This is a genomic window from Allorhizobium sp. NPDC080224, from assembly GCF_050281005.1.
Taxonomy (GTDB): Bacteria; Pseudomonadota; Alphaproteobacteria; order Rhizobiales; family Rhizobiaceae; genus Allorhizobium.
Genome location: NZ_JBNNWJ010000001.1, coordinates 2869606 through 2881669, shown reverse-complemented (window position 1 = coordinate 2881669; position 12064 = coordinate 2869606). Strand labels below are relative to the sequence as shown.

Genomic DNA, 12064 nt, shown 5'->3' with positions numbered 1-12064 from the left:
TACGGCGGGAACAACGCCTCCGCCACGTTTTTGACGCAATCACATTCGGCCGATCCGCTTTCGCCCTCGGAAGCGGGAACCCTTTCCTGCGGCCATCGAAAGGACGACACCCATGCGCTCCCGGTCCCTCCGCCCCATCTTGCTCGCCTGCACGGCGCTCGCAGCGATCACTTCGCTGGCGCCCGCCCAGGCGCAGACTGCTGCAACGACCACGACGAATGCTGACGAGACGCAACTGCAGACGATCGTGGTGAAGGGCAAACGGGTGGCGGCCGGATCGGTTGCCGATACGCCTCTGGCCACGGAGACGACGGCGGACGACATCCGGAAGAAGGAAATCAAGGACCTGAGCGACCTCGGCAATACGACCGAAGCCGGGATTGATTTCATCAAGTCGAAGCCCGGCAGGACCGGTGGCCTGTTCATCCGCGGTCTGACCGGCCCGCGCGTTGCCGTTCTGGTGGACGAGATTCCTGTTCCCTTCCTGCAGACCATTGCGCGTAACGGCGCGGGCTCACCGACGACTGGCATCAATGGTCAGCCAGACAGTTTCGACGTGGATTCGCTCGGTGGACTGGATGTCCTGCGCGGTGCCGATTCCAGCAAGGTCGGCTCTGGCGCGCTCGGCGGCGCGCTCGTTGCCCGCACGCTTGAGCCGGAAGATCTGATCGCCGAGGGGCGTAATTGGGGCGGTGTCGCAAAGACCGGCTATGACAGCGAAGACAATAGCTTCAGCAACTCCCTGGCTGTGGCCAAGCAGGTGGAAAATACCTCGGTGCTCTTCCAGGGCTCCTACACGCGCGGCCACGAGACAGACAACCAGGGCACAGCTGATATCTACGGTAGCTCGCGCACCGAGCCCAACCCTATGGACTTCGTCCGCAACAACCTGCTCTTCAAGTTCCGTCACAAGCTCGAGGGTGGTCACACCGTCGGTCTGACCGCGGAGCGGTACGACTACACGAGCGACAGCAATCTCAAGACGCTGCAGTCTTCCACGTTCACCACGACTACTGCCGCTTCCACCTTCCGCCCGGATGCCTATTTCGGCTGGGATGACGTCCGGCGCGAGCGTGTGTCCCTCGATTACTTCTACGAGGCACCTTCCACCGACACGCTCGTTCAGGCCGCCAGCCTGCGCCTCTACTGGCAGCAACTGAGCAAGGATGCCGGGTCCTTCGGTCTGCGCAACAGTGGCGCGCAATATCTCCGCGCCAACTCGGCAGAGGAACAGGATTTCGGGGTGATCGGCTCGCTGGTCTCCGAATTCGACACCGGCGCGCTTAGCCATCAATTGCGGTTGCGCGGCAATGCCACCACCTTCGAAACGCACCAGTTCATCTCGGCCTTCCCGGCCTCGGCGACGGTGGTCTCGCAGTCCGATGCACCCGATGTCGATGGCGTGACGCTGGGCTTCTCGATCGAGGATCAGATCACTTTCGGCGACAGCGGCTTCTCGCTCACACCGGGCATCCGCTTCGACTTCCACGATTATGAGCCGCAGGATTCGGCCGCCTATCGTGGCAATACCGGCTACAATGCCTTCGGCCTTCCGAAATCCTTCAGCGACAGCAACTTCTCTCCGAAGCTTCTGGCCGAATATCAGCTGAACGAAAGCGTTGGTGTCTTTGCCCAGTGGGCAATGGCCTATCGTGCACCAACCGTGGACGAGCTCTACGGCAACTTCACGAACACGCTGGGCGGCTATGCCAGCATCGGCAATCCCAATCTTGAGGCTGAGACCGGGCATGGCTTCGAGGTGGGTGCCAAGTGGAATACGGGTGATTTCAACGGCAGCGTGACGCTGTTCCACAATATGTACGACAACTTCATCAACAACGTGACGCGCGTTGGCGTGTCGCCACAGCCGGCAAGTCTCTTTACCTACGAGAACGTCCGTGATGCCCGCATCTCCGGTGCCGAGATCAAGACGCGGAAAGACTTTGCCAACGGCTTCTTCGCGGAAGGCTCTCTGGCGGTGGCCTATGGCGAATACGGCGATACCAATGCCCGGCTGCGCAGCGTAGCGCCGCTCAAGGCTATCCTTGGCCTCGGCTATCAGCAGGAAACCTGGGGAACGCAGCTGACCGGCATCTTCTCTGCCGCCATGCCCGATGACAACGTCGCCAACACCTTCGATGCCCCCGGCTACGGCGTCTTCAACGTGTCCGGCTGGTGGGAACCGGAGGCTGCGAAGGGGCTGCGCATCCAGGCTGGCGTCTACAACATCTTCGACAAGACCTATTGGAACGCGGTCGGGGTGGAATCGGTCAACCCGAATGCTGCAAGCTCGGCCAACCAGCCCACGGCCTTCTACTCGGAAGCCGGAACGACCTTCAAAATCTCGCTCACCCAGAAGTTCTGATCAGAGCAAGAACGATGGAAAGGCGGCGCAGCGATGCGCCGCCTTTTTTCATGGCGTCAACGGCAATAGCGGTAGCCGCTCTTCCGCTTGATGACGTCGAGATGCATGTGGTCCTGGTGGGTGGCGTCGCTGCCAGGGGAGAGCACAGTGGTGAAGTAGAGACAGGCAATGGCGTTGAAGGCGCGCTGGAAGGCAGCCTCGGCCGTGCCGTCATCCTGCTTTGCGATCATGACAGGCTCCTCTTCGTCGCCGAAGCGCAAGGCCGCAATGTCGATCGCATTGCCATAGGCGTGCTCTGATACCTTACCGGTCTCCTGGCTATTCCTGTTGCGGCAGACATAGCCGGAGGCGTGACGGATGGCGGTAAGCTTCGGCTTATCGGGGAAGGCGGCCTCTGCCGCCGGTTTCAACATGTCGCGTGTCATGCGCGCCAGCTGCAATGCCGTTTCGCAGCGGATGGTGGCCACCGGCTCAAGGGCGACGTCCGGGAGCAGCTTGGTCAGCGTGATCGGGGACGCGACGCCGCAGCCATCGGCGTCATCAATGGCCTTGTCTGTCTCGAAGCGCGCGCCAATCGCCTTGAGATCGGCAAGGCAGGCGGCAAGAGCCTTCGGGTCTTCGACCGGCGGGGGCGGGTCGACGGCAACGGCCTTTTGCTCCTCTGCATCCGGCTCGGCCCCCTCACTCGCCTCGTCCTTTTCGGCCTCTGTCTCCGCGGGGCTCGCCGGCTTTGCTTCTTCCTCAGCCTCGCCTGCCGGAGCCGTGGGCTTGTTCTGCGGCGTGGGAATGTCCTGGGGCTCGGCAGCTTTTGCCTCTTCTGGCGGTTTCGCTTCCGGATCTGGTGCCGACGTCGTCACTTCCGGTCGCATTTGCGGCAGGGGGCCGCGCGAGGGCAGGGTGAGCCCGGTCGCGATCGGCCAGGCAAGCAGGAGGCCGACCAGTGTCGGCGCTATCGTCTTCGTCATCTCGTCTTCCTGTTCCCCAGTCCCCAGGTCGAAAAGGCGCGAGCCGCCGAAAAGTTCATCTTCAGAGCATGGCAAAACGCCCTTGCTAAGGCGGCGGCTCCACGGTATTCCTTGGCGCATGAAGATCGTTTCGAAGAACATTGCTTGGTGGTGGGCACGCTGACGCGGCCTTGACCAGTCATGTCTTCTCGACGATTGACCCCAAAGCCGCCCGGAAAATCTCCTGAGGCGGCTTTTTTGTATTCAAGGCGCCGGGAGAGGGCCTCGAAGAACAGAAAAGGACAGACATGTCGACGATTTTGCAGGAAGACGGCTCGGAAGCCTATCAGACCCGCGGCGGTGTGACCGTCACGCGCAAGCGCCGGCCAACGCCCTACGCCGATGCCATCTCCACCTATGTCGACAAGCTCGACGAGCGGCGCGGCGCCGTCTTTTCGTCCAACTACGAATATCCGGGTCGTTACACCCGCTGGGATACGGCGATCGTCGATCCGCCGCTCGGCATTTCCTCCTTCGGCCGCAAGGTCTGGATCGAGACATATAATGGTCGCGGCGAAGCGCTGCTGACCATGATTGCCCAGGCGCTCGCCTCCGTGGACGATCTCGCGCTCGGTGCCCGCACCGCCACCCGCCTCGATCTCGACGTCAAGCCGCCGTCGCGTGTGTTTACCGAAGAAGAGCGCTCGAAGATGCCGACCGTATTTACGGTTCTTCGCGCGATCACGGCGCTGTTCTATTCGGAAGAAGACGCGGCCATCGGCCTCTTCGGTGCTTTCGGCTATGATCTGGCCTTCCAGTTCGATGCCATCGACCTGAAGCTCATCCGTCCCGATGACCAGCGCGACATGGTGCTCTTCCTGCCCGACGAGATCCTCGTTGTTGACCACTATTCCGCTAAGGCCTGGATCGACCGCTACGACTTCACCAAGGGTGATGTCACCACCATCGGCCAGTCGGAAGAGATCGCACCCGAGCCGTTCCAGCATACCGACACGATCCCGCCGCGTGGCGATCATCGTCCGGGCGAATATGCCGAACTCGTCACCAAGGCCAAGGAAAGCTTCCGCAAGGGCGACCTGTTCGAGGTGGTGCCGGGCCAGAAGTTCATGGAGCGCTGTGACAGCAAGCCATCGCAGATCTCCAAGCGGCTGAAGGAAATCAACCCTTCGCCCTATTCCTTCTTCATCAATCTCGGCCATCAGGAATATCTCGTCGGTGCCTCGCCGGAGATGTTCGTGCGCGTCAATGGTCGCCGCATCGAGACCTGCCCGATCTCCGGCACAATCCGCCGCGGTGCCGACCCGATCGAGGATTCGGCGCAGATCCTGAAGCTGCTCAACTCCAAGAAGGATGAGAGCGAGCTGACGATGTGTTCCGACGTTGACCGCAACGACAAGTCCCGCGTCTGCGAGCCGGGTTCGGTCAAGGTCATCGGGCGGCGCCAGATCGAGATGTATTCGCGCCTCATCCACACCGTCGACCACATTGAAGGCCGCCTGCGCGACGGCATGGATGCCTTCGACGGCTTCCTGTCCCACGCCTGGGCTGTCACCGTCACGGGTGCACCGAAGCTGTGGGCCATGCGCTTCATCGAGAAGCACGAAAAGAGCCCGCGCGCCTGGTATGGCGGTGCCATCGGCATGGTTGGCTTCAACGGCGACATGAACACGGGGCTTACGCTCCGCACCGTGCGCATCAAGGATGGCATTGCCGAAGTGCGTGCCGGTGCGACGCTCTTGAACGACAGCGACCCGCAGGAAGAAGAAGCCGAAACCGAACTGAAGGCCTCCGCCATGATTGCAGCGATCCGTGACGCCAAGAGCGGCAATGATGCTTCCTCCAAGCGCGGCGTGGCCCGGGTGGGCGAGGGGGTCAATATCCTGCTTGTCGACCACGAAGATTCATTCGTCCACACGTTGGCCAACTACTTCCGCCAGACGGGCGCGACCGTGAATACGGTGCGCACGCCGGTGCCAGAAGAGATCTTCGACAGCCTGAAGCCCGATCTCGTCGTGCTCTCGCCCGGCCCGGGATCACCGACGGATTTCGATTGCAAGGCGACGATCAAGAAGGCCCGCGCCCGCGAACTGCCAATTTTCGGGGTCTGCCTTGGTCTCCAGGCGCTGGCAGAAGCCTATGGCGGGGAGCTGCGCCAGCTCGCCGTGCCGATGCACGGCAAGCCGTCGCGTATTCGTGTGCTCGAACCCGGCCTCGTCTTCTCGGGGCTTGGCAAGGAAGTGACCGTCGGCCGATACCACTCGATCTTCGCCGATCCGTCGTCGCTTCCGCGTGAGTTCATGATCACCGCCGAAAGCGAAGATGGCACGATCATGGGTATCGAACACGCGAAGGAACCGGTCGCTGCCGTCCAGTTCCACCCAGAATCGATCATGACACTCGGCGGCGAAGCCGGCATGCGGATGATCGAGAATGTGGTGGAGAAGCTGGCGAAGCGGGCGAAGGTGAAGGCGGCTTGAGGGGTTGAGGCGGGGCGCGGCTGGAAACGGTCGCGCCTATCGGCTCATATATCCTCCTGCCAATCTTCCCGACCATGGCGAACACGAACGATCAGCACGCCGCCGCCGTCTTCAATCAGGTAAATCGCCAAGTGTGCTCGATTGCGCTGAACCCGGACCGGCGGCGATAACTCGGTTCTCTGTCGGGCCATCTCAGGTGTCGATGCGATCAGCTCGAAAAGGTCGAATAGGCCGTTGTGATAGGTTTGGGCTTGCCGAATGAGCCAGGTGCGGATGCCGATCTCGGCAATCTCGATTTCGAACACCGTGTTGCGACGTCGGACAGGTGGATATCGAAAGCCTGACCGTTTTCGTCCCCGCAATCAGGCCGCACGTTGAACTGGTTACGCGGCTCTCGGCTCGATCCGCTTCAATTCGTCCTCGATCTCGCGCCGCCGTTGCATGAGGTCGTAATCTGCTTGCAGTCCGAGGAAGAAACCTTCGGAAACGCCGAAATAGCGCGCCAGCCGTAGATCCGTGTCTGCGGTCAGCGAACGCTTGCCGAGCACAATTTCGTTGATGCGGCGAGGGGGCACGTTCACGGCGCGCGCCAGGGCGTTCTGGCTCAACACCATCGGCTTCAGGAAATCCTCAAGCAGGATGTCCCCCGGACTTGGGTTGGGCAAAAGGTCAGTCATGATAGTCGACGATCCCGACATCGCTTGGTCCTCCGCCATTCCAGGTGAAGCGAATGCGCCATTGGTCGTTGAGCCGGAGCTGTGCTGGCCGAGCTGATTGCCTTTCAACGCTTCCAGCCGGTTTCCTGGCGGCACGCGGAGGTTGTTCAGGTTCCGTGCACTGTTCATCAGGCGCAGTTTCCTGAGCGCCACAGCCTGTATGTCCGGCGGAAGTTTTCGGCTTCGCTGACCGGATGCGTTCAGTCTCGGCATCCGCGAAACTCTGGATCATAATCCACTATGACGCAGTGCGTCATGGCCTGCAAGGAGGGCATTGGCCCATGCCTACCCCCGCCCTACTCGAATAATGATGAAATCTCTCAAGATTTTTTCTTTCCCCTGAAAAATCCCGCTGACCCGATCGTTTTTCCCTTGGCAGCCTGCGTCAGGAGCCGGTGGTCTCAATGGTCATGTCCCGTCGTTGGACGGCTTCGGTCAGCGTTGAACCCGGTGAAACGGCCGCATGCGCGCGCAGCCTCGCTTCGAGGATGCGCTTTGCGGCAAGGCTCGGACGCTGCTGATCGTGTTTTGGTAACAGGGGACTTTTTATGCACATGTCGAGGGGAACTCACACGCGAAGCCTGAAGGCGAGCAGGCGGAGCATTGTTGCAGGCGTTTCGCTTCTGGCGATCTCGGTCGTTTCGGCGCATGGCCAGGATGCGACCAGCGAAGACGGCGCCACCGAGAACGGTGATACGAGGCTTGCGCCGATCGTGGTGACGACGACGGCCGAAGGCCAGCCGCCGGCCACGGGAACGGTCGGCCAGCCGCCGGAAGCCTATGCCGGCAACCAGGTGGCCAAGGGTGCCCGCCTCGGTTCGCTCGGCAATCGTTCAATCATGGAAACGCCGTTCAGCATCACGGCCTATACGGCAAAGCTGATCCGCGACCAGCAAGCGCGCACGGTCGCCGACATCACGCTCAACGACCCCTCGGTGCGCGCTGATGCGCCTGCCTTCAGCGAGCGCGATTCCTTCTTCATTCGCGGTTTTTCGGTGGTCAATCTGGACGTGCTCTATGACGGGCTGCCCTATATCGCCAATCCCCGTCGCAGCTACCTTGAAGGCATTGAGCGGGTCGAGGTTCTGAAAGGTCCGACTGCCTTCGTCAACGGCGGCATCGGCCGTGTCGGCGGTACCGTCAATCTCATCCCCAAGCGCGCCAGCGACGAACCGCTGACCCGCCTGACGACAACCTATATCAGCGACGGGCAGTTCTGGAACCATCTCGATGTCGGTCGCCGCTATGGCGCGGCCGGCGAATGGGGCATTCGCGCCAATGGCTCCTACCGCTTCGGCGATACCGCCATGGACAGTAACGAGATCAAGGTCGGCGTTGCCTCGCTCGGTCTCGACTACGAGGGTGAAGACGTGCGCGCCTCGCTCGATCTTAGTCATACGAACCAGAAGATCGATGCGCCGACATCGCTGTTCAATGCGGCGGCCTCCGGCATTGCGATCCCGGATGCTCCCGATGGCCGTATCAATACGGCGAGCCCCTTCGAATATCACGACAGCACCCACAGCATGGCTGCTGCCCGGGTCGAATATGATCTGCTCGACAACACGACGCTTTATGCTGCCGTGGGCGCCAGCCGCTATCGCGAGGACTTCCTGACCTCGTCCTATACGATCAACAATGCCAACGGCAATGCGACCTCGGAGCTTGCGATCCAGCCGCAGCAGATCGATGGCTATTCCGGGGAAATCGGCATCCGTTCAGAGTTCGAGACAGGCCCGGTCAACCACAAGGTCAATCTCTCGGTGCAGAAGAGCCTCAACGAGAACTACCGTGGCGGCTTTGCGCCCGGTGCACTCGGGCTGCCCGGATCCTATTCGACCAATATCTACAATCCGAGCTACCTGCCTGGTAGCGCCGTGAGCAGTCTCAATCTGCCGACATCGGACAACCTGCCGCTGTTTGCCGACCTCTTGTCCACCAGCGTCGCGTTTTCGGACACGCTGGGTTTCTTCGACGAGCGCCTCGAGGTCACACTCGGTGGCCGCTATCAGGAAATGCGCCAGAGGGGCTTCAACACCCGGCCCGATCGCGGGACGGTCGGCGTGCAAAACTACTATTATGACGACGCCCGTTTCAGCCCGGCCGTTGCCGCCAATCTGCGCCTGATGTACGGTCTCTCAGTCTATGCCAACTATGTCGAAGCATTGACGGAAGGGGCGATTGCCCCGGCGACCGCCGCCAATGCCAACGAGGTGTTCCAGCCCTTCGTCAACGAGCAGAAGGAAATCGGCTTCAAATACGATCTCGGCAGTGTTGCGTTTACCGCCGCCCTGTTCGAAATCCGACAGGCGAGCGGGTATACTACGGCTGCCACGAACATGTATTCGGTTGACGGTCTACAGGTGAACCGCGGAATCGAACTCTCCGCTTTCGGCGAGCCGATCGGCGGCTTGCGGCTCCTCGGCGGCGTCACGTTCCTCGATGCGGAACTGGCACGGACCCGCAATGGCGCCTTCGACGGCAAGGATGCGCCGGGAGTGCCGAAGACGATGGTCAGCCTTTACGGCGAGTATGACCTGCCATCGATCGAGAACCTGACGCTCACCGGTCGCCTCGTCTACAGCGGCAGTACCTTCTACGACCAGGCCAACACGCAGAAGGTCGATGGCTGGACCCGCGTCGATCTCGGTGCGCGCTACAAGTTCGAACGTGAGAACGGCAAGCCGATTGAAATCCGGGCGAATGTCGAGAACGTCTTCAACGAGAACTACTGGGCATCGTCCGCGCGTGGTTTCCTCGCGGCCGGCGCACCCCGGACATTCATGCTCTCCGCCTCCTTCGATTTCTAAGCGTTGACAACACCCTGACGAAGGAATTGGCCGCGCTGTTCACGGCGCGGCCTTTCGGTTCTGTGCAGAGAGCATCTCCTGCCTTGACCTTTCCTCAACCCTTCGGCATTACGCTCACACTTCAACGAACCGCCCGCTTTGCCGGGCGGTTTTGTCGTTTTGGAATTGCGTCTGCAATTCACTCGCATCTGCAGGGAAAAGGCCATGGTGGCTGACAACAACACTTACGTTCGGCGGCTCGCGCTCTTCGGCATTCCGCTTGCCTTCGGTGTCATGGGGCTGAAGCTTTGCGCCTGGTGGGTGACGGGTTCGGTCGCGCTCTTGTCCGATGCGTTGGAATCCACCGTCAATGTGATTGCCGCCTTCCTTGCCTATTTCGTCATCCGCTATGCGCAGAAGCCGGCGGATGACGATCATCCCTATGGCCACCACAAGGCGGAATATCTCTCGGCCGTTCTCGAGGGCGTGCTGATCGTGGTGGCGGCACTGCTCATCATCCGCGAGGCGATCCCGGCCCTTCAGAACCCGACCTTGCCCGATGCGCCCTTCCTTGGGCTTGCGATCAACGGCCTTGCTGCCGTGATCAATGCGGCCTGGGCGACCATCCTCATCCGCGTCGGCAGAAGCCACCGTTCGCCTGCGCTGTCGGCCGATGGGCAGCACATCATGTCGGATGTCGTCACCTCCGTCGGTGTGATCGTCGGTCTGCTGCTGGTGCTGGCGACCGGCTATGCCATCCTCGATCCGGTGCTTGCGATCCTCGTTGCGCTCAACATCATCTGGCAGGGCTGGAAGGTAATCGCGCAATCCGTCGCCGGGCTGATGGATGTCGCCGTCTCCCCCGAGGAAGCCGAGGCGATCCGGCAGGCGATCAAGGACAATTCGGAAGGATCGCTGGGCGTCCATTATCTGCGCTCGCGCCGGGCAGGGGCTGCGACCTTCGTCGCCTTCGATCTGGTCGTGCCCTCGACGATGAACGTGCGCGACGCTCATCTGATCTGCGACCGGCTCGAAATGGCCGTGCATGATGCCGTGCCCGGCACCCGCGTTACCATTCACGTTGAGCCCGAAAACGAGATGGCGCATGGCGCCGGCATCGAACTCGGGCGGTAAATTCAAAGGATCCCATCATGAGCAAGACCGATACTTCAGGGCTGACCCAGCTCGGCCAGAGCGTGGAGGCCCCGACCAGCCCCGAAACCGCCATTCTCGAGCGGGTGCCGAACGGCAATGCCGGGACGGATTATGTCGTGCGCTTCACAGCACCCGAGTTTACCTCGCTCTGCCCGATGACCGGTCAGCCGGATTTTGCCCATATCGTCATCGACTACATTCCCGGGGACTGGCTGGTGGAATCGAAGTCGTTGAAGCTTTTCCTGTTTTCCTTCCGCAATCACGGCGCCTTCCACGAGGATTGCTCGGTCTATATCGCCAAGCGCATCGTCGAACTTCTGGATCCCAAGTGGCTGCGTATCGGTGCCTACTGGTATCCCCGCGGCGGCATCCCGATCGATGTCTTCTGGCAGACCGGCGAGCCGCCAAAAGGCGTCTGGCTCCCCGAACAGGGCGTCGCCACCTATCGCGGACGCGGTTGATCTCAAACGCTTCGGGTGACTTCCCGCGCCCGAAGCGCTAGCCTCCGGCCCGTTGCATCCGGATCGGAGGCCCTTCATGCCACAGTTTCTTGCCGTCTATACGATGAAGCACGAGGACTTCGCGCGCTTCCGTAACCTGCCCAAGGCGGAGCAGGATGCGATCGATGCCGAGGGCATTCCGAACTGGATGGCCTGGGAGGAGCGCAACGCTGCCGCCATCGTCAATCGAGGCGGCATGGTTGGCAAGACCACGCGCGTCACCAAGCATGGCATAGCCCCGGCGACAAATGGGATCTGCGGCTATCTGATTGTCGAAGCGGAAACGGCAGAGGCGGCAGCCCTGCTTTTCGAAGACCATCCGCATATCACCGTTTTTCCCGGTGATGGCGTCGATATCATGCCCTTCGTTACCGATCCGCCGGACTGAGGTCAGCGTCTGCGTCATATCTCTCAGTACAAACAAAACCGGCGGCCAGGAACCGCCTGTTGCATCTTCGGATAGGGCTTGATCAGCCGAAGGCGATCAGAGCGTCGCCTGAGGTTGTCATCAGGCCAATCCATCTTATGACCATGGGGCCGAGGCGGCTTACGCAGAGGCCAAGCGCGATGCCTGTAACATGCGGTGCTGCGGCGGCAATCAGGAACCCGATGCTGAGAGGAGGTCGCCGACGCGCAGATGCCGACGACGGCGGCTAGGGCTGCGACCGACAGGCAGCGTGTGGCTGCGGCGAGGAGGAGGTCGAGACCGTTGACCGAGGCGAGGATCGCCAGCATCGACACGAAGCGTGGGAGGGAGATGCAGACCACCAAGGACCCGTTTTCGCACGGATCGATGCGGGCAAAGGCTGGGGCTGCGGTCAGCCTGGACAAGGCGGCGCCGCAAGTGCAAGGCGCTTCAACCTGTCCGTGTCTCTTTCCTGATTCGACCAAAGCGTCCGGTATTCGCGTCCCCCGATCGTTACTTTTCAATGATGAGAAACGTCAGCGCAAGCCGTTCTCCGTCGTCCACGGAAACACGGAGCAAATCTATGTCGAATAGCGGAGGTCGCAAACCAAATCTCGATGATCGCAACCGCCTTCTCCCTGTCATCGAGGGTGGCATCTCCGAAGGTGACTGAGGTCGCCGACGGCGCGAA

Annotated in this window: 10 protein-coding genes and 1 pseudogene; 7 read left to right on the top strand and 4 right to left on the bottom strand. The window is 61.3% G+C overall.

What is annotated here, in order from left to right:
• The first annotated feature begins 112 nt into the window (after positions 1-112).
• Positions 113-2365 carry a TonB-dependent hemoglobin/transferrin/lactoferrin family receptor gene (locus ACQKP1_RS14195; protein ID WP_427275739.1) on the top strand — a complete coding sequence of 751 codons (2253 nt, stop codon included), beginning with the start codon at positions 113-115 and terminating at the stop codon, positions 2363-2365.
• 56 nt (positions 2366-2421) lie between these two features.
• Here the strand turns inward: ACQKP1_RS14195 and ACQKP1_RS14190 are convergent, their stop codons facing one another.
• Positions 2422-3330, bottom strand: coding sequence for an extensin family protein (locus tag ACQKP1_RS14190; protein WP_427275738.1), 909 nt, complete (start codon positions 3328-3330; stop codon positions 2422-2424).
• A gap of 287 nt (positions 3331-3617) precedes the next feature.
• On the opposite strand from ACQKP1_RS14190, the gene ACQKP1_RS14185 reads away from it, so the two are divergent.
• A complete protein-coding gene (locus tag ACQKP1_RS14185; protein ID WP_427275737.1) occupies positions 3618-5807 on the top strand; it encodes an anthranilate synthase in 2190 nt (729 codons plus the stop codon).
• A gap of 44 nt (positions 5808-5851) precedes the next feature.
• Here the strand turns inward: ACQKP1_RS14185 and ACQKP1_RS14180 are convergent, their stop codons facing one another.
• From ACQKP1_RS14180 to ACQKP1_RS14170, 3 genes and pseudogenes are all read right to left on the bottom strand, one after another.
• The gene (locus ACQKP1_RS14180; protein WP_427275736.1) at positions 5852-6112 is read right to left on the bottom strand and encodes a type II toxin-antitoxin system RelE/ParE family toxin; all 261 of its coding nucleotides are present in this window, start codon (positions 6110-6112) and stop codon (positions 5852-5854) included.
• 78 nt (positions 6113-6190) lie between these two features.
• Positions 6191-6505, bottom strand: coding sequence for a HigA family addiction module antitoxin (locus ACQKP1_RS14175; RefSeq protein ID WP_203020077.1), 315 nt, complete (start codon positions 6503-6505; stop codon positions 6191-6193).
• Positions 6477-6755 (bottom strand): annotated as a pseudogene (locus tag ACQKP1_RS14170) (type II toxin-antitoxin system RelE/ParE family toxin). Before ACQKP1_RS14170 ends, ACQKP1_RS14175 begins: the two are co-directional and overlap by 29 nt.
• Positions 6756-7071: 316 nt before the next feature.
• On the opposite strand from ACQKP1_RS14170, the gene ACQKP1_RS14165 reads away from it, so the two are divergent.
• The 5 genes from ACQKP1_RS14165 to ACQKP1_RS14145 all read left to right on the top strand — a co-directional run bounded on the left by ACQKP1_RS14165 (position 7072) and on the right by ACQKP1_RS14145 (position 11967).
• Complete coding sequence (locus tag ACQKP1_RS14165; protein WP_427275735.1) at positions 7072-9333, top strand: TonB-dependent receptor; 2262 nt, start codon at positions 7072-7074, stop codon at positions 9331-9333.
• A 204-nt stretch (positions 9334-9537) separates the two neighbouring features.
• Positions 9538-10446 (top strand): cation diffusion facilitator family transporter, encoded by a 909-nt coding sequence (locus ACQKP1_RS14160; RefSeq protein ID WP_427275734.1) that lies wholly within the window; start codon positions 9538-9540, stop codon positions 10444-10446.
• A gap of 17 nt (positions 10447-10463) precedes the next feature.
• Entirely contained in the window at positions 10464-10928 is a 465-nt protein-coding gene (gene queF, locus ACQKP1_RS14155) for a preQ(1) synthase (protein ID WP_427275733.1), read from the top strand.
• A gap of 76 nt (positions 10929-11004) precedes the next feature.
• The gene (locus ACQKP1_RS14150) at positions 11005-11355 is read left to right on the top strand and encodes a hypothetical protein (RefSeq protein ID WP_427275732.1); all 351 of its coding nucleotides are present in this window, start codon (positions 11005-11007) and stop codon (positions 11353-11355) included.
• Between the two features lie 369 nt (positions 11356-11724).
• Positions 11725-11967: a hypothetical protein gene (locus ACQKP1_RS14145; RefSeq protein WP_425958821.1), complete on the top strand. Its 243-nt coding sequence runs from the start codon at positions 11725-11727 to the stop codon at positions 11965-11967.
• The last annotated feature ends 97 nt before the right edge of the window (positions 11968-12064 follow it).

What these genes read in the sequence shown, in the direction of transcription:
- ACQKP1_RS14195 (WP_427275739.1), top strand. Translation starts at nt 113, where the DNA reads ATGCGCTCCCGGTCCCTCCGCCCCATCTTGCTCGCCTGCACGGCGCTC.
- ACQKP1_RS14190 (WP_427275738.1), bottom strand. Translation starts at nt 3,330, where the DNA reads ATGACGAAGACGATAGCGCCGACACTGGTCGGCCTCCTGCTTGCCTGG.
- ACQKP1_RS14185 (WP_427275737.1), top strand. Translation starts at nt 3,618, where the DNA reads ATGTCGACGATTTTGCAGGAAGACGGCTCGGAAGCCTATCAGACCCGC.
- ACQKP1_RS14175 (WP_203020077.1), bottom strand. Translation starts at nt 6,505, where the DNA reads ATGTCGGGATCGTCGACTATCATGACTGACCTTTTGCCCAACCCAAGT.
- ACQKP1_RS14165 (WP_427275735.1), top strand. Translation starts at nt 7,072, where the DNA reads ATGCACATGTCGAGGGGAACTCACACGCGAAGCCTGAAGGCGAGCAGG.
- ACQKP1_RS14160 (WP_427275734.1), top strand. Translation starts at nt 9,538, where the DNA reads ATGGTGGCTGACAACAACACTTACGTTCGGCGGCTCGCGCTCTTCGGC.
- queF (WP_427275733.1), top strand. Translation starts at nt 10,464, where the DNA reads ATGAGCAAGACCGATACTTCAGGGCTGACCCAGCTCGGCCAGAGCGTG.
- ACQKP1_RS14150 (WP_427275732.1), top strand. Translation starts at nt 11,005, where the DNA reads ATGCCACAGTTTCTTGCCGTCTATACGATGAAGCACGAGGACTTCGCG.
- ACQKP1_RS14145 (WP_425958821.1), top strand. Translation starts at nt 11,725, where the DNA reads ATGCAGACCACCAAGGACCCGTTTTCGCACGGATCGATGCGGGCAAAG.